This is a genomic window from Streptomyces griseofuscus, assembly GCF_014673495.1.
In the GTDB taxonomy this organism is placed as follows: Bacteria; Actinomycetota; Actinomycetes; order Streptomycetales; family Streptomycetaceae; genus Streptomyces; species Streptomyces murinus.
The window spans coordinates 1,291,476-1,312,201 of record NZ_CP051006.1 but is presented as its reverse complement, the minus strand read 5'-3'; the positions used below and the strand labels follow the sequence as shown (position 1 = coordinate 1,312,201).

Sequence of the window (20,726 nt, the reverse complement as noted above, 5' to 3'; positions counted from 1 at the left end):
GGATGAACGCGTCAGTCCACCAGCCGCGCCCGCAGCCGCTCCCGTGTCTCGGGAGCCAGCCGCAGACCCTGCTCCAGATAGCGGTCCACGCCGCCCCAGGTCTCGTCGATGCTGTCGAAGGCGGCCGCCAGATACTCCGCGCGCGCGTCGAAGAGCGGGCTGAGCAGCTCCATCACCTCGGGCGTGTACGCGCTCTGCGCACTGCCGCTGCGCTGCACCTTGTAGCGGCGGTGCTTGGCGTTGGACTCCAGGTAGTCGGCCATGATCGCGTCCCGCTCCACCCCCACGGCGAGCAGGGTGACGGCTATGGAGATGCCCGCGCGGTCCTTGCCGGCCGCGCAGTGCAGCAGCGCGGGCACGCTGTCCTCGGCGATCGCGTGCAGCACCCGGGAGTGCTCGGCCGTGCGATTGCGGAGCGTGGACCGGTACGAGGCCACCATGCGGGCCGCGCCCTTGCCGTCGTCCAGGACCGCGCGCAGCTGGTCGAGGTCGCCGTCGCGGACCATCTTCCAGAACTCGGCGCCGTCCGCCGGGTCGCTCAGCGGCAGATTCACATTGCGCACGCCGGGCAGCGCGATGTCCGGGCCCTCCAGCTTCTGGTCGGCCGCGTTACGGAAGTCGAAGATGGTGTGCAGGCCCAGGGAGGAGAGGAAGACCGCGTCCTGCGCCGTCGCGTGCGCCAGGTGCCCGCTGCGGAAGAGCACGCCCTGGCGCAGCCGGCGTCCGTCCACGGTCGGCAGTCCGCCGACGTCACGGAAATTGCGCACGCCGGCCAGCTCCGGCTCGGTCGACGGGACCTGCTGCGTCACGGGGGCTCCTCCCGATCCAACCCCGCCGTCACGGCTCGCGGCGGGCGCTGCGTCGACCATACGGCATTGGTTTCGTGGGGCAATGAGTTGTCCACAGGGCGCTGTCGGCGGGGCGGGCCGGGGCCGCTGACGCGCGTCATCCAGCGTTGCCGGCGGCGACGGTGAGGTCTTGACGGCCCCGCCCAACAGCCCCGCAAGCGGGTGTATTCCTGGAACGCGAAAACTCGCGGAGTGGCTCATATCACCGTTCGTCAACCCATTCCTACGGTCGCGTAAGTCACACCCCGAGGTGAATCATGGTCCGACGTGGCAGACGATTCGAAGAGTGACAGCAGATCAGTGATCGGGTCGTACGTGGCGGTGGGGGACAGCTTCACCGAGGGCGTCGGCGATCCCGGCCCCGACGGGGCGTTCGTGGGCTGGGCCGACCGGTTCGCGGTACTGCTCGCCGACCGGCGGCCCGAGGGGGACTTCCAGTACACCAATCTCGCCGTGCGCGGGAAGCTGCTGGACCAGATCGTGGCCGACCAGGTCCCGCGGGCGGCCGAACTCGCCCCGGATCTGGTCTCCCTGTGCGCGGGCGGCAACGACATCATCCGTCCCGGCACCGATCCGGACGAGGTGGCCGAGCGGTTCGAGGCGGCCGTGGCCCGGCTCGCCGAGGTGGCCGGCACCGTCATGGTGACCACCGGCTTCGACACCCGGGGCGTCCCCCTGCTCAAGCACCTGCGCGGCAAGATCGCCACGTACAACGGGCACGTGCGGGCCATCGCCGACCGGTACGGCTGCCCCGTGCTCGACCTGTGGTCGCTGCGGTCCGTGCAGGATCGCCGGGCCTGGGACAGCGACCGGCTGCACCTCTCGCCCGAGGGGCACACCCGTGTCGCACTGCGCGCCGGACAGGCGCTCGGGCTGGAGATCCCGGCCGACCCGGAGCAGCCGTGGCCGCCGCTGCCGCCCCGGGGCACCCTGGACGTCCGCCGCGACGATGTGCACTGGGCCCGCGAGCACCTGGTCCCCTGGATCGGCCGCCGGCTGCGCGGCGAGTCCTCCGGCGACCACGTCACCGCGAAGGGCACCCTGTCCCCCGAGGACATCAGGTTGCGCATCGCCTCCGTGGCCTGACCGGTCCGGAACCCGCCCGGAACACCCCCGCCCCGCCTCGCACCTCACCGGGTGCGGCGCGGGGCGCGCGCGTCTCGCCGTAAATGTCCGATCGCCACCCGCGCGCCGTCCCGCGCCCCGGGGTGGAAATTATGCAACCCACTTTCGGAATGCCCGTTCGAATTACCTCGTTCCCGCCTGGAAATCGGTGACGCCGCGCGCGGCTAGTCGAGACGGCGGTCGCGGCGGTGCGGAAGCTCGCCCGAGGTGGTCTCCTCCAGCAGGGCCGTGTACTTCCGCGAGAGCTCCTCGTACCGCTCGTCGGCCCTGTCCTCGGCGCGTTTACGCCGGGTCATGACATACAGAGCGAGCGGCCCGGTGACCATCGAGACGACCGGGATCAGCGCCCACCACGGCATGGATCCTCCCCTGGGTGCGTGGTGCCCCGGCATGTGACCCGGCCCACCTGATCGCAGCGTATGCCCTTGCGATCGGATCGCCAACGCCCCCACTCCCGGCGACCTTTGTGCCGTTCACGTGTCACCGGACGTTTTCTTCCGAGCACTGGACGCCACCGCATCTTCGAATCTAAGTTCCCGTCTCGGTAGTGGAATTGGGCGCGTTGGCGGTCTTCGGCGTGCCCAACGTCGCGCCGTCGTACCACCGTTGTGCACCCCCACTGCACTCCCCACCTCGACGCTGAAAGGCCACGGTGAAGACAGGCACCTCCGCGCCGGACAGCGCTCTCCCCGCACCAGGGGCCCATCGGCCCCGGTTCCTCGTGCTCGGCCTGCTCGCCATCACCGACGGCCACGACACCGTCGTGCTCCAGCCCTCTCGCCCCGCCTCGCTCCTCGCGGCCCTGCTGCTCCACCCCGGCGCGGTGGTCGGCTCGGAGCTGCTCCAGCGGGTGGTCTGGGGCAACCGGCCGCCCTCGGGCGGCCGATCGGCGCTCCACACCTGCGTGCTCCGGCTGCGCCGGCTCTTCGCCAAGTACGGCATCGCCGATCACGCCATCGAGGCGGTGCCCGGCGGCTACCGGCTGTACGCCGACGCAGGCACCCTCGATCTGCTGCACTTCCGCGAGCTGCTCGCCCGCTCGTACACCGCCGACGACCCGGAGTCCGCGCTGCGGCTCGCCCGCGCCGCGCTCGCACTGTGGGGCGAACCCCTGCTGACGAACGTGCACTCGGACGAGATCCACCGCGATCTCGTGCCCCGCCTTGCCGAGGAACGACTTCTCGCGGTGGAGCGGGTGTTCGACGGCGAGCTGCGTCTGGGCCGGCACCGCGAGCTGATCCCCGAGGCCCGTGAGGCCGTGCGCGCCCACCCCGGGCACGAGGGGCTGTCCGCGCTGCTCGTCGAGGCGCTCTACCGCTCCGGCCGACGTGCCGAGGCGCTCGCCGAGTACCGCAGGATTCACGCCCATCTCACCGAGGAACTCGGGGTGGAGCCGGGACCCGTCCTGCGGGATCTCCAACTCGCCGTGCTGCGCGGCGAATTACCCGACGGACAGCACGGGGCGATCGCCACCGGCGCACCGGCCGCGGCGCTTGCCTCCGGTGGCCGTCCGCTGCCGCTGCCGGTCGGGAGCGGCGGGTCGGGCGAGCCTCCCCCGGGGCTCGGGCGGGGCTCGCTCAGCGCCCCCGGCGCCCTGGTGCTCAGCTCGCTCGTGGACGCCGGGCTGCTCCAGGAGGACCCCTCCGGCCGCTATCGCGTCCACGATCTGCTGCGCCTCTTCGTCCAGGCGGCAGGCGCCTGTCTCCCCGGCGCCCCCGCCGTCCCGCACGACCCGACGGACCTGCCTCCCCCGGCCGCCGGCCGACCCTCCCAGTGAGCATCGAAAGGTCTCCCCGCCCATGCCCCACGCTCCCGCCTCTCCCGAGGAGATCGCGCAGTCGCGGCCCCGTATCCGCCGGGACGTGCTCTACACGCAGACCCCGGACGGAGTGCTCTTCCACAACGCCCATGGCGGGTTCAACGTCCGTACCCGCAACGCGTACCGCTTCGCCACGCTGATCGTGCCGCACTTCGACGGCGAGCGCCGGGTCGAGGAGCTGTGCGCGGGGCTGGGGGACAAGCAGCGCGACATGGTGGTCCAACTCGTACGTGCGCTCTACGCGCGTGGCTTCGCCCGGGACGCCGGTCCCAAGCCCCCGGGCGACCTGCTCGCGCCGCAGGTCAGCGAGCGTTTTGCGCATCAGCTCGACTACCTCGACCACTACGCCGACGACGCGGCCGCACGGTTCGCGCGCTTCCGTGACACCCCGGTCGCCGTCCTCGGTGACGACGCCCTGGCCCGCTGGGCCGCGCTCGGCCTGCTGCGCAACGGCAGCGCCGCCGTGGCCATCACCGAACAGGACGGTCCGTACAGCGAGTTGCGGGCCGAACGGCACGGGGTGGAGGGCGGCGCGGAGATCGACGCCGAGGCCGCCGCCCTCGCCGAGGCGGGCTGCGCCCCCCGGCTCGCCCGCCTCGGGGAAGCCGCCGACGGCACGTACGGCTGGGCCGAACTGGAGGGCTGGGACACCGTCCTGGTGACCCCCGCCGCCGGATCCCGGCAACTGCTGCGGCTGCTCGGCGAGGGCGTGCCGGCCGGGCGCCGGCTGCTCGGCGCCTGGACCTTCGGCGACCGCGCCGTCATCGGCCCCGAGATGACCGCCGGGCACACCGGCTGCTGGTGCTGCGCCGCGCTGCGGCTCGGCGCGGGCTCCGACGCGGCCGACAGCGCCGACCTGTGGGCGTCCGTCGGACCCGCCGCACCGCTCGGCACCCCCGCGCCGCTCATCGGCGGCCCGCTCGCCGGGATGCTCGGCAACCTGCTCGCCTTCGAGGTGTTCCGCCTGGTCACCGGGGCGCTCCCCGCCGAGACCCGGGGCCAGCTCGTCGTCCAGGACCTCGACTCCCTCGATGTGCTGACGGAGCCGCTGCTGCCGCATCCGCGATGTCCCTACTGCTCCGCCGCCCCCGAGGGCGAGCACACGGAGGGCGTGGACGCCCTGCGCACCGCCCACCCCGAGGACGAGTCCGCCGCCGCGCCCGCCGACGGCGCCGCCGACGAGGACGCCGCCCGCGCCGCGCTCGCCGCGCTGGAGGAGCGCGACGTCCTGGTCCGCGAGGCGGCGGGCGTCTTCACCGCGTACGCCGACGACGAGTGGGAGCAGACACCGCTCAAGATCGGCACCGTACGGCTGGGTCTCGCCCCCGGACGGACCCGCGAGGTGTCCGCCGCCGACGTGCACCATGTCGCCGGTGCCCGCCTGAACGCGCTGTTCCGCGCCGCCGAGGTGTACGCCGAACACGTCGTCCCTCCCCAGGTGCTGACGGCCGCCGCGCTGGAGGCCGCAGCCGGGAAGTGGACCCGCCTCGCCCCCGCCGAACTCGCCGTCTCCAGCGGTCTGGACGTGCCCGCCGACCGGATCGCCCACTTCGGCGAGGCCACCTCGCTGCTCGACGGGCGGACCGTGCTGGTGCCCGCGGGCGCCGTGCGCACCTTCGGCGGCTGGAACGACGCGGGCCTGTTCGAGCGGACCTCCGCCGGCACCGGCGCCGCGGGCAGCCCCCGCGCCGCGCTCGCCCGCGCCCTGCGCACCGCGCTCGCCCAGGACGCGCTGCACGCCGCCGTCCGTCGCACCCACCCGGTACGCACCGTGGACCCCGCGACCCTCACCGAGGACCCGGAACTGCGGTTCCTGCTGCGCTCGGCGGAGAACCTCGGTGTCACGGCCGAAGTCCTGGACCTGGGAAGCCCGTTGCTGCCGGTGGTGCTCGCCCGGTTCACCGACGAGCCCGGCGGCGTGACCCGTTGGGCCATCGGCAGCGGGCTGCGGCACCGGGAGGCCGTCCTGGAGGCGCTGCGCGATCTGCTCGGCGCCGAGCAACTGCGCCGCGCCGGGGGCGAGTCCGACGCCGGTGACCCGCTGTGGGCCGACCTGGACGCGGCGACCCTCGTCCCCGACGGCGTCGTACCGGCCCTCGCCGTGGAGACCACCTGGCCCGCCGTCCTCGACGGGCTCGCCGCGGCCGGCCGGGACGCGTTCGCGGTGCGGGTCACCGCGCCCGACCTCGCCGAGGGCGCCGTGTTCGCGTCGCGTGTCGTGCTGACCCGCGGGACGCGTCGTGCCCACTGAGACCGTGACCGCGCCGCACCCCGCCCCGCCCACGGCCACCGGGCCGTGGGACGCGGTGTGCGCCGCGCTCACCGCCGCCCTCGCGGAGCGCCCGGGCACCCCGCCGGTGACCGTGACCCCGCTCGGCGTCCGCGACGAACTCGTCGTCGACGCCTATGAGTTCACGCGGGACGCGGTACCGGTCGGCCTGTACGGACACCACGCCCTGGTCGGTCCCGTACCGGCCGAGGGCGCGCCCGGCTGCCCCCGGTGCCTCGCGCGCCGCTGGCAGGCGGTGCGTGCCGGATATCTGCGGGACGCGCTGGAACGCGGCACCGAACCCCGGGCCACCGGCACCCCGCCCTGGCTGGCCGGCTTCACGGTGGACGCCCTCGCCGCGCTGGTCGCGGCGGTGTCCCGCGGGGACCGGGGCGGCCGGCACCCCTGGGTGTGGCTGCTGGACCTGGAGACCCTGCGCGTGTGCCGGGTCGCGCTGGTGCCCGACGGCGAATGCCCGTCCTGCGGGACCCGGCCGGACGACACCGCCGAGGGCGCCAGGATCACCCTGGACCCCGGCACCAAGCACGACCCGGCCGACTTCCGCGCCCGCCCGCTCGCCGCGTACGACCTGGTGCCGGAGGCGTTCGTCAACCCCGTCACCGGCGCCCTCGGCCCCTCCTTCGCACCCGACCTGGCCTCCGCCTCGACCTCCTCGGTGATCGGCGCCTTCACCACCCGCTCGGGCGACTATCTGCGGGAGTGCTACTGGGGCGGCCACACCGACTCCTACGGCACCAGTGTGCGCGTCGGGGTACTGGAGGGCCTGGAGCGGTTCGCCGGGATGCGGGGCCGCGCCAAACGGACGGTGCTCAACGCGAGCCTCGACGACCTCGGGGACCTCGCCGTCGACCCACGCGTCACCGGCCTGTACTCCGACGCCTTCCACGCCACCGCACCCGAGGTGCCGCGGTTCGCGCCGGACCGCCCGGTGGACTGGGTGTGGGGCTGGTCGCTGCGCGACGCCCGGCCGGTTCTCGTGCCCGAGGTCGTGGCCTATTACCACGCGCCCGGCGGGATCCGGCGGCGCTTCGTCCAGGAGAGCTCCAACGGCTGTGCCTCCGGCGGCAGTCTGACCGAGGCCGTCTACCACGGGCTGATGGAGACCGTGGAACGCGACGCCTTCCTGCTGGCCTGGTTCGGCCGGCTCCGGCTGCCCGAGATCGACCCGGCGAGCAGCACCCGGACCGCGACCCGCGCCATGGTCGACCGGCTGGCGATGTACGGCTACCGGGCCCGGTTCTTCGACACCCGCGTCACCTTCCCGGTGCCGGTGGTGACCGCCGTCGCCGAACGCGTCGACGGCGGGCCCGGACTGCTCTGCTTCGGCGCGGGCGCCTCCCTCGACCCCGAGGCCGCGCTCGCCGGGGGACTGTGCGAGATCGCCACCGACTCGGTCAACCTGCGCCGCCGCACCGCCCGCGACGAATCCCGGCTGCGGCGCCTGGCGGGCGACTTCGACCAGGTCCAGGTGTTGCACGACCACCCCCTGCTGTACGGGCTGCCCGAGATGGGCCGGTACACCGACTTCCTGCTGCGCGGCCGCGACGACGCCGAACGGGTGCCGCTCGCCTCCCTCGCCACCGGGCGGGGTGCCCTGTCGCCCGCCGCCGATCTGCGTACCGATGTGGAGGCGTGCGTCGGCGCCGTCACCGCGCACGGCTTCGATGTCGTCGTGGTCGACCAGACCTCTCCGGAACAGCGGGAGTTGGGCCTGCACACCGTGAAGGTCCTGGTGCCCGGCCTGCTCCCGATCGACTTCGGCACAAGCCGCCAACGCGCCCCGCTGATGCCCCGGATGCGAACAGCGCTGCGCGAAGCCGGCCTACGGGACGACGACTTGACGTCCGCCGATCTCAACCCGGCGCCGCATCCCTTCCCCTGACCCGACACCCCACGCCCCGCCCCCCAACGCGCCGACGCCCCCACGCTCCTACCCCCCTTGGCCCGACGCCCCGTGCACGGCTCGGCAGCCGACCTCGACCACAGACAGCAGAAAGGGAAGTGACCATGGGATACGCCCATGAGTACGCGACCGCGGTGATGCGGCGGGGCAGGATCCCCATGGAGCCCGCCGACTTCGTGCCCAACTGGTCCGACCGCCCCCGCAAGGGCAAGTTCTTCCCCGACGCCCCCGTCCTGCCGCTGCCCGACGGCGGCTGCGCGGACGACGCCACGCTCGGCCGGGGCCTGTTCGGGCCCCGCGGCACCGGTGCGTTCAGCCTGCCGCTGCTCGGCGCGATGCTCCGCGACTCCTACGGACTGACCGGCCGCCGGCTCGCCGTCCAGGCCAACAGCGACCTCGGCTCCCTGCCGTTCCACACCCACGCCAACTGGTCCCGCGGCACCTCCTCCGGCGGCGGCCTCTACCCCATTGGGATCCACTGGCTCAGCGGCGCGAGCGGACCCCTCGCCCCCGGTGTCTACTACTACGACACCCCGCGCAACGCCTTCGCCAGGACCCTGTCCGGGGATGTCACCGGTGAGGTGCGGACCGCCCTCGGCGATCTCGAAGAGGCCGCGGAGACCGACCAGTTCCTGGTGCTGGGCGTGACGTTCTGGCAGAACGCCTTCAAGTACAACAGCTTCTCCTACCACGTCGTCACGATGGACATCGGCGCCCTCCTCCAGACCTGGCGCATGTGGGCCCGCGCGCACGGGCTGCACATCGGCGCCGCGCTGTGGTTCGACGAGCCCCGCCTCGGCCGGGTGCTCGGGCTTGACCCCGAGGAGGACGGGGTGTTCGCGGTGGTGCCGTTGACGTGGGAGAAGCCGGACGAGGACGACACGGGCAAGCAGGCCGCCCCGGCCACCCCCGGCGCCCGGGTCCGTCATGTCCCCGATGAGCGGTCCCGCCGCGTCCTGACCTTCCCGACCGTGCACGCGATCCACGCGGCGACCCTGGAAGGCGCCGCCGACCGTCCGGCGCCCGGGACGCTGGACTCCGCGCTGGTCACCCCGCCCGGCCCCGGTGAGCGTGTCGCGCTGCCCGCGCCGCTCGCGCTGGAGGCGACCGCACGCCGGGCGCTGCGCGAACGCCGCAGCAGCTTCGGCCGGTTCACCGCCACCACCCCGCTCGACCCGGACCGGCTGTCCGCCGCGCTGGCCGCGGCCGTCGCCGCCGGCACCCTGGACACCGACGCGGAGACCCCCGGCGCCGCACCCCTCACCCGGCAGTACGTCTTCGTCAACCACGTCCGGGGCATCGCGCCCGGCATCTACGAACACGACCGGGAGACGAACGAGTTGGTTCTGATGAAGCTTGGCGACTTCGGCGGCTTCCTCCAGGAGAACTACTTCCTCGCCAACTACAACCTGGAGCAGGCCGCCGCCGTGCTGGTGCCCGCGGCCCGCACCCACACCGTCCTCGACACGGTCGGCGACCGGGGCCTGCGGCTGGTCAACGCCGTCATCGGCGCCACCGCGCAGGCCGTGTACACCGCATCCTCGGCCGCGGGCATGGGCTGCGGTGTCGCGCTCGGCTTCGACTGCGTCTCCTTCGCGGAGGAACTCGGCCTCGCCGAACGGGGCGAGATCCCGCTGCTCGTGATGATGATCGGCAACGAGGCTCCACGCCCGGCCGGTTACCGCTTCGACATCGTGGCCCCATGACCCGAGGACCCCGCCCCGCCCCCGGGGCGGCCGCTACCCCACAGGAAAGGGGGAGGGCATGAGCCCGACCGCCACCACCCCGGCCGAGGACCTCCCCGCGCAGGACGGCCCGGGGCCCGACCCCTCGGTCTCACCTACCGGCACCCCGGCCGCGAACGCGTCGGCCGTGTCGCCCGGGAACATCCCCGCCGGACCCGCGAAACCGGCCCTGCACCACCGCTTCATGCTGCGTGTCTCCGGCCTCCCCGTGGACACCGCCCTCGCCCTGCGCGCCCCCGAGGCCGCCGACTGGGCCGTGCGCACCGCCGCCGAGCAGGACCGGCTCGCCGCGCTCGGCGCCCGGCTCAGCGATCCGCTCTCCGCCGCGGTGGGCGGCACCGACGACGCGGTGCTGCGCCGCCGGCTGCTCGCCCTGCGCCGCCAGGTGTTCAACAACCGTCTGCCCGGCGACCTTTCGGCCGTCCGCGCGCTCGCCGGGAGCCTCGGCGGGGACACCGGCGCCGATCTCGCCCAGTGGCTGGAGGCCCGGGTCCGCTGGGAGGAGCTGCGGTCCGAGGGTGAGTCGGTGCTCGCCGCCGGGTTCGCCCGCACCCGGGCCGCGCTGCGCGAGCTGGCCCTGGACGACCGGCTGCGCCGTGGCCTGCTGCTAGCCTCGCCCACGCTGGAGGAGCGCCTCGACGCGTTCGCCGCCGACCCGGCTCCGGTACCGGGCAAGCGCGCCCGCAAGATGGAGCGCTCCCTGCTGTCGTACGTCTACCGCACCGCCTGCAAGACCAGCCCGTTCAGCACGCTCACGGGCGTCGCCGTCGGCCGGTTCGGGGACGAGGGGGACGGTACGGCGCTCACACGGGTCGGCGACGACTGGCGCGGCCACCCCCGGCTGAACGTCGTCGCGCTCGCCCGCCTCGCCGAACTCGTCGCCGCCGACCCCGCGCGCCGCGCCGACCTGCCGGTCGCCCTGGCCTCCGGCTGGAAACTGGACGAGGACCGTATCCGCTATGTCCAGCGGGCCGTCACGGCGGGCGACGACAGCGCCGCCGTCAGCTTCGACGCCGCCCAGGACCGGCTGTTCTTCCTGCGCCGCCAGGGCACCCTCGACGGCATGCTGGCCCTGCTGCATGACCACGAAGGCCCGCTCAGGTACGGCGAGCTGGCGCACTGGCTGGCCGAGACCACCAGGGCCGGCGCGGAGGAGGCCGAGCACTATCTCGCCGCCCTGCGTGACCTCGGCATGCTCCAGCTCCCGGGCCTCGCCACGGGTGTGCACAGCGGCGACCCGGTGCGCGCCTTCCAGCGTGCCCTGCGCGCCCTGGACCGGCCGTGGGCCGAGGCACTCGCCGCCCGCCTGGACGGCCCCGCCGACCTCCTGGCCCGCTTCCCGGCGGCGGACATCCCCACCCGCCGTACCCTGCTCGGCGCACTGCGGACGGAACTCCTCGGGCTCCAGAGCGAATTGGGGGCCGAAAGTCCCTCCCTCCCACAGACCCTCGTCTACGAGGACGTCTCCGCCGGAACCGCCACCGCCGACCTCGCCGAGTGGACGCGGCTCGCCGAGGGCCCACTGCGTTCGCTCGGGCGGCTGCTGCCCGCCTTCGACGTGGCGCTGCCCCAACGCCTCACCCTCAAGGGCTTCTTCCTCGCCCGCTTCGGCCGCGGCGGACGCTGCGACGATCTGCTGCGCCTGGTGCACGACTTCCACGAGGACATCTTCCGGCAGTACCTCCAGTTCACCTCCGCCAAGGACGACTTCCTGCCGGACGGCAGCCACGCCCCGGAGGAGAACTGGCTCGGCCTGCCCGAGATCACGGCGCTGGACGGGGCCCGTGCCACCTTCACCGCCCGTATGCGCGAACGCTGGGCCGAACTCCCTACGGACACGGAGGAGTTCACCCTGGACGACGTCCTCACCGACGAGGTCGCCGAAGCCCTCGGCGCCGCCGCCCCGGCGTTCCAGTCGCACAGCCACTTCCTCCAGCTGGCCCGCCGCGACGGCGACCCCCTGGTCGTCCTCAACGACTCCTTCGGCGGCCTCTGCTTCCCCTTCACCCGCTTCACCCACTGCTTCGACGACCCCGAAGGCCCCGGACTGACCGCCGCCATCCGCGCCGAGCTGCGCCAACTGCTGCCGCCCGGCACCGTGTTCGCCGAGATCACCGCAGGATCCGCGACCACCAACCTGAATCTGCACGGCCGGTTGACCGACCACGAGATCGTCTGCCCCGGCGAGACCAGCTCGGCGCCCGAGGAGGCCCGCCTCCACCTGGACGACCTCTACGCCGTGCACGACGAGACCACCGACCGGCTGCTGCTGCGCTCCCGCCGACTGGACCGCGAGGTCGTCCCGCTCTACCTCGGCTACCTGGTGCCCATGGTGCTGCCCGAGATCCCGCGCACTCTGCTGCTGTTCTCCCCGACCGCCCGCCCCAAGCCGGACGTCTGGCGCGGAGTGCCCGCGGGACCCGAGCACGACGGAGTCACCCGGCGCCCCCGCGTGCGCCACCACAGCCTCGTCCTCCAGCGCCGCTCCTGGACCGTCGCCGACGGACACCTCCCGCTGCGCGCCCCGGGCGTCACCGACGCCGACTGGTACCTCGGCTGGCACCGGTGGCGCGTCGAACACGGCCTGCCCGAGCGGGCGTTCGCCACCCTCCACGAGGAACGCGAGGGCGACGAGGCCGGCGGCTGGTTCGGCAGCGCCAAGCCCCAGTACGTCGACTTCGCGAGTCCGCTCTCCCTCACCGGACTCGAAGGCCTCCTCGCCGGAAAACGCGCCCGGACCGTGTTCGAGGAGATGCTGCCCGGCGAGGACGAGCTGCATGTCACCTCGCCCCGCGGCCGCCATGTCGCCGAACTCGCCGTAGAGATGCTGCCCGCCCCGGCCGGCCCGCACCGGAAGGACGAAGCCCGATGACCGCACCCATCCCCGCTGCGGACACCCCTGCTGTGGACACCACCGAGGACGCGCCCGGCACCTGGCTCGCGGTGCACGTCTTCTACGCGGCCAGCCCCCGCCCGCTGCTCCTCCAGTGCGTCGAACCCCTGGTGCGCCGGCTCACCGAAGAGGGGCTGATCACCGGCTGGTTCTTCATCAACTACTGGCTGGAGGGCCCCCATCTGCGGCTGCGCCTGAAGCCGGCCCGCGCCGCCGACGCCGAAACCGTCCGGGCGCGCACCCACGCCGCCCTCGACGCGTTCCTGCGCGAACGCCCCGCCCTCTACGAGGTCAAGGCGGGCTTCTTCGCCGAGCTGTACGAGACCCTGTTCACCCTGGAGTACAGCGAGGAGGAACGCGCCCGATTCATCGGCCCCGACGGGCGGATGAAGCTGCGCCCCAACAACAGCTTCGAGGACCGCGACTACGAGCCCGAGTACGGCAAGTACGGCGGGCCCGCCGGCATCGCGCTCGCCGAATGGCACTTCCAGCACTCCAGCGACCTCGTCATCGAGGCCACCCGCACCATGAACCTCCATCTGCGCACGGTGCTGCTCGGTCTGTCCGCCCAGCTGATGATGGTCGTCTCCGGCACCTTCCTCGCCGCCGACGAGGCCCTGCTGACCTTCCTCGACCGCTACCACGGCTTCTGGAACAACGCGTTCAGCACCACCAACTACACCACCGACAAGGGCTACGAGCGGGCGTACGCCACCATGGGCGACCGGCTCCCCGAACGCTTTCGGCACATCCGCGAGGCGGTCGCCCGCGGCGAACTGGAACGGCTCCCGGCCTTCCTGCGCGGCTGGGCCGAGCACTGCGCCGAACTCCGCGACCGCGCGGCGCGGTCGGCGCACCGGGGCGACCTGGTCTTCCGCTCCTTCGACGGCACCCGCGACATCCACGCCACCGACCCGGCGCACGCCCTGCCGATGCTTCTGTCGCCCTATATGCACATGACCAACAACCGGCTGGGTATCACCGTCCGGGACGAGGCGTTCCTCTCCTACGTCCTCGCCCGCGCCCTGCGCGACGGCGCCCCGGAGGACACCAGATGACCACCGACGCCTTCCTGGCCGCCCGGCCGCGGGTGCGCCCCGACCTCGTCCTCGGCCCCAGCCTGCTGCGCGGCCCGACCCGCATCCATCTGCTGAAGGACCCGCGCACCGGACGGCGCCTGGAGGTCGGCGCCAAGGAGCACTTCATCATCACCCGCCTGGACGGCACCCGGTCCCTGGAGGAGATCGGGCAGGCCTACTCGGGCGCGTTCGGCACCCGGCTCGGCGAGGCCCAGTGGGGGCAGATGCTGCGGCTGCTGGGCACCCGGGGCCTCCTCGACGGCGGCCCCGCACCGGTCGCGCCCACGCCGGTCCCCACCCCCTCCCAGGGTCCGAGCGGCTTCCTGTCCGGACACACCAGGATGGTCGCCGACGCGCCCGCCCTCATGGACCGGCTGCACCGGCTCACCGCGCTGGACCGCAGGCCCGCCCTGCTGGCCGCGCTCACCGCGCTCGCCGTCGGCGTGCTCGCCGTCGTCGCCGTCAGTGCCGACACCCTGTGGCGGCAGACGGTGCACACCGCCGAACAGCCCGTGCTGCTGTTCGCCGTCGGCTGCGTCCTGTGGTGCAGCCTCGCCCTGCACGAGCTGGCCCACGGCCTGTTCGCGCGCACCTGGGGCGGCCGCGTCAGTGAGATCGGGCTGCGCTGGATCCTCGGCGCCACCTACCTCTACTGCCAGGTGGACGACGTCCAGTTCCTCGGCAGCCGGGCCCGCAAGGTCGCCACCGCCTGCGCCGGCGTCCTCGCCAACCTCCTCTTCCTGGTGCCGTTCTACGTCATCTGGCTGGTGCTCCCGGCCGATGCCCAGGCCCGGCCCGCGTTCGGCGCGCTGCTGCTGCTCGGCGTCGTCACCGGCCTCGCCAACCTGCTGCCGCTGGCACCGCTCGACGGCTACCGTGCCCTCGGCCACGCCCTCGGGGTCTCCGGACTCGCCGAGGGCAGCCGCACCTTCACCGCCCTCGCCGCCCGCGCCGTGCTGCGCCGCGGCCCCGGCCTTCGGGCCTACCCGCCCCGGCTGCGCCTGCTGTACGGCGGCTTCGCCCTGCTCACCGCCGCGCAGACGGCCGCGCTGCTGGCCCTCGCCGGGCTGGTCCTGCGCCAGCTGCTGCCGGACGGCATGGCGCTGCTCGCCTGGTGGCTGCCGACCGCCCTGCTCGCCGCCGCCCTGCTGCTGTGGGGGCTCGGCAACCTGGGCCGGCGCCTGCGCGGACGCCGTACGGAAGGCGGCACCGAGGGCCGTACGGAGAGCCGTACCGAAGGCCGCCCGCAGGGCCCCGCCGAAGACCGGACGCCGGGCCCCGCGCGGTCCGCCGCGCCCACCTCCCCGTCCGCGGAACCCGGTCAAGTCACCGGTGTCCGCACCCCGTTGGACCCCGCAAGGAAAGGCGAGATGAACGAACCCCACGCACAGACCGGGACCGCGCCCGGCCCCGTCAGCGCCACCGAGCCGGTCGTCGTCCTCGACGGCGTGATCAAGCGGTACGGGGAGGTCACCGCGCTCGACGGCGTCTCCCTCACCGTGCGGCGCGGTGAGTTCTTCGGCATCCTCGGCCCCAACGGCGCGGGCAAGACCACCCTGGTGGAGATCGTCGAGGGCATGCGCGAGGCGGACGGCGGCACCGTCAGCCTCCTCGGCCAGAGCCCCTGGCCCCGGGACACCGCGCTGCTCGCCCGGATCGGCGTCCAGACCCAGGCGTCCGCGTTCTTCGCACGGCTCACCGCGGGCGAGCATCTGCGCACCGTCGCCGCGCTCTACGGCACGGACCCGGACGCGGTGCGCATCGCCCTGGAGCGGGTCGGGCTCACCGAGAAGGAGAACGCGCGCGTCGACCATCTCTCCGGCGGACAGCGCCAGCGCCTCGCCATCGCCACCGCGCTGCTGCACGAACCGGAACTGATCTTCCTGGACGAGCCCACCGCCGCCCTCGACCCCGAGGCCCGGCGCGAACTGTGGGCGCTGCTGCGCTCGTTGCGCTCCGAGGGGCGCACCATCGTGTGCACCACCCACCACCTGGACGAGGCCGAGGCGCTGTGCGACCGGGTGGCGATCGTGGCCGGCGGCCGCGTGATCGCCCTCGACACCCCCCGGGGCCTGATCCGCGCCCTCGCCGCACCCGCCCGACTGATGCTGCCCGCAGCCGAGTTGACGGCCGAGGCCGCGCTCGCGCTGCCCGGCGTGGACCGGGCCACCGTCGAGGGCGACGAACTCGTCCTGGAGACCTCGGCCGTCAACCACGTCCTCACCGCGCTCGGCGACCTCGTCGACATCGAGTCGGTCACCGTGCGCACCGCCACCCTCGAAGACGCCTACCTCAGCCTCACCGGCCATGGAACGGAGCACCGCAGTTGACCGCCTACGCCGCACTGACCAGGGCCGGTTACGTCGCGAGCGTGCGCGACCGTACGACCCTCTTCTTCACCTTCCTCTTCCCGCTCGCCTTCCTGGTCCTCTTCGGCCTCATCTTCCAGGGCCAGCACGTCAACGGCGGGATGGCCTCCATCAACTACACCGCCCCCGGCGTCCTTTCGTGGGGCGTCGGCAACGCGTGCGTGTTCTCCGTCGGCTTCGCCCTGATGCAGTGGCGCCGTGACGACCTGCTGCGCCTCATCTGGCGCACCCCGACCCCGCTGCGCTCGCTGATCGCCTCCCGCTGGACCCTCGCCCTCGGCGTCGCCGCCGCGCAGACCGTGCTGTTCACCGCCGTGGCCCTGCTGCCCTTCTTCGGGCTTGAGCTGAACGGTCCCTGGTGGACCGGCGTTCCGCTGCTGGTGCTCGGCGTCACCGCGTTCCTCGCCATGGGACTGGTCGTCGGCAGCCTCGCGAACACCCCGGAGTCGGTCGCGGCCATCGCCAACCTGGTGATGGTGCCGATGGCCTTCCTGTCCGGCTCGTTCTTCCCCGACGACCTGATGCCGAGCTGGCTGCGCACGGTCGCCAAGGTGCTGCCGCTGCACTACCTCAACGACGGCCTCACCGACGCCATGGGCGGCCGCGGCGACCTCGGGGACATCGGCCTGGACTGCGTCGGACTCGTCGTCTTCGCCCTGATCTTCGGGCTGATCGCCACCCGGATCTTCCGCTGGAGCAACCGGACATGACCACCGTCACCGCCCCCGCCCCGGCGACGGCACCCCTGGAGGCCGCCCGCGCGGCCCTCCAGGACCGCCTGGCGGCCCGCGCCGCCGCGGCGGGCCTGCCCGCCCCCGCCGTCTCCCGCATCGGCGACACCAATGTCCTCGGCGAGCGACCCGGCCCCGCCGCGCCGGTGCCCCCGTACACGGCCGAGGTCCATCTCACCGCCCAGGCCGTGCTGTTGGGTCCCTGGGGCGGCACCGGCCGGGCCGGCCGGGCCTGCGGCACCTGCCTCGCGATGCGCCGCCAGCGGCTGCGCACCCGCACCGAACGGGACGCCCTGGAGACCGGCACCGAGACCACGGTCGCCGGTCGCTGGCCCGCCCTGCCCGACCATCTGGTGGACGCCGTCTGGTCCCTGCACCGGCTCATCGCCACCGGCGGCGCCCGGCACGAACCCCCCGGCCCCGACGCCGAGTTGCCCCGGGTCACCGAACTCGACCTGGAGACCCTCCAGGTCCGCACCTTCCCACTGCTGCCCGACCCGATGTGCCCCCACTGCCGCCCGGCGACCGGCGAGGCCGTGGCCGAGGCGGCGGCCCAGCGCACCGCGGGGCCCATGACCTCCCGGCCCAAGTCCGGTCCCGACGACTACCGTTCGGGCCGCCCCGGCGACTTCCCGGTGCCGGTCAAGGGGCTCGCGAACCCGGTCTGCGGGGTGCTGGGCGGCGGCACCTGGATCGATGTGACCTCGCCCACCACCGCGCCGGTCGCGGGCAGCGTCTTCATGCGGGGCTACGCCGGACTCACCGACGTCACCTGGAGCGGCCAGGCCAACTCCTTCGCCCGCAGCAGGGAGCTGGCCTTCCTGGAGGGACTGGAACGCTATGCCGGCACCCACCGCCGGCACCGCGCCCCCGTCGTCACCGCCTCCTACGACGAGCTGGGCGAACGCGCCCTGGACCCCCGCTCCTGCGGCCTGTACACACCGCGCACCTATGCCGAGGACCCGATGGTCCAGCCCTTCGACCCGGCCCGGCCGATCCCCTGGGTCACCGGCTGGTCGCTGCGTGACGAGCGACCCGTCCTGGTGCCCGCCCGGCTCGTCTACTACAGCGCGGGCACCCGCGAGGACAACTTCGTCTTCGAGTGCTCCAACGGCTGCGCCACCGGCGCCAGTCTGGAGGAGGCGGTCTTCTTCGGACTGCTCGAACTCCTGGAGCGGGACGCCTTCCTGCTCGGCTGGTACGGCAATCTGCCGCTGCCGGAGATCGACCTGGACTCGGTCGGCGGCGCACGGGTGCGCGCGATGGCGGCCCGCGCCGAACTCCAGGGCTACGACGTCCATGTCTTCGACAACCGGGTGGACCTCCCGGTACCGGTCGTCACCGGCCTCGCCGTCCGCCGCGACGACGGACCCGGCACCCTGGCGTTCGCAGCCGGCGCCTCCTTCGACCCGGAGACCGCCGTGGAGTCGGCGCTCTCCGAGATCCTGACCTACATCCCGCACCTGCCCCGCCAGGTCGCCGAACGGCCCGCCGAACTCGCCTCGATGGTCGAGGACTTCGACAAGGTCGTACGACTGCCCGACCACGCCGCACTGTTCGGGCTGCCCGCCATGCGCGAGCACGCCCGCAGCTATCTGGCCCCGCCCCGAGTGGCCCCGCTCGCCGAGCTGTTCGCCGACTGGGAGGGACGCCGGCCCCGCACCACCGATCTGCTGGACGACGTCACGCTGCTGCGCGATCTGCTGGCCGACGCGGCCTGCGATGTCATCGCCGTCGACCAGACCACCCCGGAGCAGCGGCGGATGGGACTGCGCACGGTCGCCACCCTCGCCCCCGGGCTGCTGCCGATCGACTTCGGCTGGCCTCGCCAGCGGGCGCCGCACCTGCCGAGGCTGCGGACCGCGCCGTACCGCGCGGGGCTGGTGCCCGCACCGCTGCGCGAGGAGGACCTGCGGCTGGTGCCGCACCCCTTCCCCTGACGGTTTCCGGGAACGCGAAAGGTCCCCGGCATGGCCGGGGACCTTTCCACCGACGTCGGACGTCAGGCGGTGCAGGAGGTGGTGCTGGTGGTGCTGGAGCAGGTGCTCGTGGAGGAGCAGCTCGTGGACGAACCGAGCATGACCTCGCTGGCGTCCGAGTAGTCGGTGATCTCGAAGGTCTCCGACTCGAGGTCCAGGATCTCCTGGGCGAGGGAGGCGAGGGCGTTGTCAGACATGACGACTCCTTCCGTTTCGGGGACGGTGCGGTACGGCCGGTCGGGCGGTTCGGGTCGCAACACCCGGCATCCGCAGGAGCGTTGCGGCCTCCCGGCACTCCACAGTTCTACGCGCGTCCGCGTGCACCCCCCTTGCCGTTCGCTGTCACCTCGCTGACACCTGCCCGAGGAGCCACTGACATGAGCACCAAACCTTCCCGGACCACCCAGGAACTCCCGGGTCTGGCGGAGCTGTTGGCACCGACGGCCGAGTTCTATCTCGACCTGCACCGCCATCCGGAGCTCTCCGGCGCAGAGGCGCGCACCGCCGCCCGGTTCGCCCAGCGGCTGGACGCCGACGGCTTCCGGGTGCTGCGCGGTATCGGCGGCCACGGCGTCGCGGCCGAACTGCGCAACGGGGAGGGCCCCGCGGTCCTGCTGCGGGCCGAACTCGACGCACTGCCGGTCGCCGAGGCCACCGGGGCGCCGTACGCCAGCACCGCGACCGCCACCGGGCCCGACGGCCGCCCGGTCCCCGTGATGCACGCCTGCGGCCATGACGCCCATCTCGCCTGTGTGGCGGCCGCCGGACGCTGGCTCGCGGCCCGGCGGGACCGGTGGCGGGGCACGCTGCTGCTGCTCGGCCAGCCCGCCGAGGAGACTCTCGGCGGCGCGCGGGCCATGCTGGAGGACGGCCTGTACGACCGGGTCACCCCGCCCGACGAGGTGCTCGCCCAGCACACCGCGCCGTTCCCTGCGGGGATGGTGGCGCACGCCGAGGGCCCGGTCCTGGCCGGCAGCCGCACCCTGGCGGTGGCCTTCGAGGGCGACGGGGGTCACGCGGCCACGGCGCATCTCGCCGCGGACCCGTTGCGGGCGGCGGCCGGGCTGGTCACGCGGCTGCCCGAGGTCGCGGCGGGCGAGAGCGGGCGCCCCACCGTGACCGCCACCGCGCTGCGGTCCGGGGACGCCGGGCACCCGGGGAACGTGGTCCCCGACCGCGCCGACCTGCTCGTCTCCCTGCGCGGCTTCGCCGAGCCGGCCCTCGACCGGGCCGCCGCGGATGTCTCGCGCCTGGCCCACGCCGAGGCCGCGACGGCCGCGCTGCCGCCCCGGGTCACCGTCACCACCGTCTCCCGCTCCGGCGTCACCGTGACCGACCCGGAGGTCACCGACGGCGTGCGCACCGCCCACCGAACCGCGTTCGGTGCCGCCCGCGTCACCGCCTGGCCACCCGCCCTGGCCACCGAGGACTTCCCGCTGCTGACCGGCGCGGGCGCGGACCTCCACGGCCACGGCGGCATCCGGGGCTGCTACTGGATGCTCGGCGCCACCGGCCCCGCCCAGTGGGCCGCGGCCCCCGGACCCGACCCCGCGGCCAAACTCCGCGCACTGCCGGCGAACCACTCACCGCGGTATCTGCCCAGCGTACGGCTGACGTTGCAGACGGGGATCACGGCGATGGTGACGGGGGCGCTGGCGCGGCTGGGTGCGGGGGGGAGGTGAAGCGGGCGATCGGCCGCGGACCCCGGACGAGGGCGGCGCTCGGTCGAGGCGGAGCGAGGTGCCGGGCGACGGACGTTGCCGGTCCGGGGCGCCGCTCGGGGACCAGCCGATGGGGGGGCGTCAGGGCCCGAGCGACCTTGTGAGCGTTGCCGTTTCGGTGTCGGCGGTCGTGACCGGTGGTCCGCGCGGGGTGGTGGCGTGTGGTCGGGTTTGGGGGTCGATCGGGTGGGCGCGGTCGGGTGGCGGGTCGGGGCTGGTCAGGG

The 20,726-nt window shown here is 73.9% G+C and carries 14 protein-coding genes; 11 read left to right on the top strand and 3 right to left on the bottom strand.

The window, feature by feature from the left end:
* Positions 1-11 precede the first annotated feature (11 nt).
* Positions 12-809, bottom strand: a complete 798-nt coding sequence (locus tag HEP81_RS05760) for a tyrosine-protein phosphatase (RefSeq protein ID WP_037657441.1) — start codon at positions 807-809, stop codon at positions 12-14.
* Between the two features lie 339 nt (positions 810-1,148).
* Here HEP81_RS05760 and HEP81_RS05755 point away from each other — a divergent pair, with 339 nt between their 5' ends.
* Positions 1,149-1,934 (top strand): SGNH/GDSL hydrolase family protein, encoded by a 786-nt coding sequence (locus HEP81_RS05755; protein ID WP_037657439.1) that lies wholly within the window; start codon positions 1,149-1,151, stop codon positions 1,932-1,934.
* Between the two features lie 203 nt (positions 1,935-2,137).
* Here the strand turns inward: HEP81_RS05755 and HEP81_RS05750 are convergent, their stop codons facing one another.
* Positions 2,138-2,332, bottom strand: coding sequence for a hypothetical protein (locus HEP81_RS05750; RefSeq protein WP_037657437.1), 195 nt, complete (start codon positions 2,330-2,332; stop codon positions 2,138-2,140).
* A 293-nt stretch (positions 2,333-2,625) separates the two neighbouring features.
* Between HEP81_RS05750 and HEP81_RS05745 the strand changes: the two genes are divergently transcribed.
* The 9 genes from HEP81_RS05745 (at position 2,626) to HEP81_RS05705 (ending at position 18,742) form a co-directional block, all read left to right on the top strand.
* The gene (locus HEP81_RS05745) at positions 2,626-3,750 is read left to right on the top strand and encodes an AfsR/SARP family transcriptional regulator (protein WP_078967446.1); all 1,125 of its coding nucleotides are present in this window, start codon (positions 2,626-2,628) and stop codon (positions 3,748-3,750) included.
* 22 nt (positions 3,751-3,772) lie between these two features.
* A complete protein-coding gene (locus HEP81_RS05740) occupies positions 3,773-6,043 on the top strand; it encodes a TOMM precursor leader peptide-binding protein (RefSeq protein ID WP_037657436.1) in 2,271 nt (756 codons plus the stop codon).
* Entirely contained in the window at positions 6,033-7,964 is a 1,932-nt protein-coding gene (locus HEP81_RS05735; RefSeq protein ID WP_037657434.1) for a TOMM precursor leader peptide-binding protein, read from the top strand. The genes HEP81_RS05740 and HEP81_RS05735 overlap by 11 nt, the downstream gene beginning before the upstream one ends.
* Positions 7,965-8,089: 125 nt before the next feature.
* Positions 8,090-9,691, top strand: a complete 1,602-nt coding sequence (locus HEP81_RS05730; RefSeq protein WP_037657432.1) for a nitroreductase family protein — start codon at positions 8,090-8,092, stop codon at positions 9,689-9,691.
* A gap of 58 nt (positions 9,692-9,749) precedes the next feature.
* A complete protein-coding gene (locus HEP81_RS05725; protein WP_078967445.1) occupies positions 9,750-12,602 on the top strand; it encodes a lantibiotic dehydratase in 2,853 nt (950 codons plus the stop codon).
* A complete protein-coding gene (locus HEP81_RS05720; protein ID WP_051850264.1) occupies positions 12,599-13,681 on the top strand; it encodes a thiopeptide-type bacteriocin biosynthesis protein in 1,083 nt (360 codons plus the stop codon). The genes HEP81_RS05725 and HEP81_RS05720 overlap by 4 nt, the downstream gene beginning before the upstream one ends.
* Positions 13,682-15,072: 1,391 nt before the next feature.
* Positions 15,073-16,032, top strand: coding sequence for an ABC transporter ATP-binding protein (locus HEP81_RS05715; protein ID WP_078967448.1), 960 nt, complete (start codon positions 15,073-15,075; stop codon positions 16,030-16,032).
* Entirely contained in the window at positions 16,029-16,781 is a 753-nt protein-coding gene (locus tag HEP81_RS05710) for an ABC transporter permease (protein WP_037657428.1), read from the top strand. Before HEP81_RS05715 ends, HEP81_RS05710 begins: the two co-directional genes overlap by 4 nt.
* Complete coding sequence (locus HEP81_RS05705; RefSeq protein ID WP_078967444.1) at positions 16,778-18,742, top strand: TOMM precursor leader peptide-binding protein; 1,965 nt, start codon at positions 16,778-16,780, stop codon at positions 18,740-18,742. Before HEP81_RS05710 ends, HEP81_RS05705 begins: the two co-directional genes overlap by 4 nt.
* A gap of 62 nt (positions 18,743-18,804) precedes the next feature.
* On the opposite strand, the gene HEP81_RS05700 is transcribed toward HEP81_RS05705, so the two are convergent.
* Entirely contained in the window at positions 18,805-18,978 is a 174-nt protein-coding gene (locus HEP81_RS05700; protein WP_037657426.1) for a thiazolylpeptide-type bacteriocin, read from the bottom strand.
* 180 nt (positions 18,979-19,158) lie between these two features.
* Between HEP81_RS05700 and HEP81_RS05695 the strand changes: the two genes are divergently transcribed.
* Complete coding sequence (locus tag HEP81_RS05695; RefSeq protein WP_037657424.1) at positions 19,159-20,463, top strand: amidohydrolase; 1,305 nt, start codon at positions 19,159-19,161, stop codon at positions 20,461-20,463.
* The last annotated feature ends 263 nt before the right edge of the window (positions 20,464-20,726 follow it).

Coding starts and splice junctions, on each gene's coding strand:
- HEP81_RS05750 (WP_037657437.1), bottom strand. CDS start 2,332: ATGCCGTGGTGGGCGCTGATCCCGGTCGTCTCGATGGTCACCGGGCCG.
- HEP81_RS05740 (WP_037657436.1), top strand. CDS start 3,773: ATGCCCCACGCTCCCGCCTCTCCCGAGGAGATCGCGCAGTCGCGGCCC.
- HEP81_RS05730 (WP_037657432.1), top strand. CDS start 8,090: ATGGGATACGCCCATGAGTACGCGACCGCGGTGATGCGGCGGGGCAGG.
- HEP81_RS05725 (WP_078967445.1), top strand. CDS start 9,750: ATGAGCCCGACCGCCACCACCCCGGCCGAGGACCTCCCCGCGCAGGAC.
- HEP81_RS05720 (WP_051850264.1), top strand. CDS start 12,599: ATGACCGCACCCATCCCCGCTGCGGACACCCCTGCTGTGGACACCACC.
- HEP81_RS05715 (WP_078967448.1), top strand. CDS start 15,073: ATGAACGAACCCCACGCACAGACCGGGACCGCGCCCGGCCCCGTCAGC.
- HEP81_RS05705 (WP_078967444.1), top strand. CDS start 16,778: ATGACCACCGTCACCGCCCCCGCCCCGGCGACGGCACCCCTGGAGGCC.
- HEP81_RS05700 (WP_037657426.1), bottom strand. CDS start 18,978: ATGTCTGACAACGCCCTCGCCTCCCTCGCCCAGGAGATCCTGGACCTC.
- HEP81_RS05695 (WP_037657424.1), top strand. CDS start 19,159: ATGAGCACCAAACCTTCCCGGACCACCCAGGAACTCCCGGGTCTGGCG.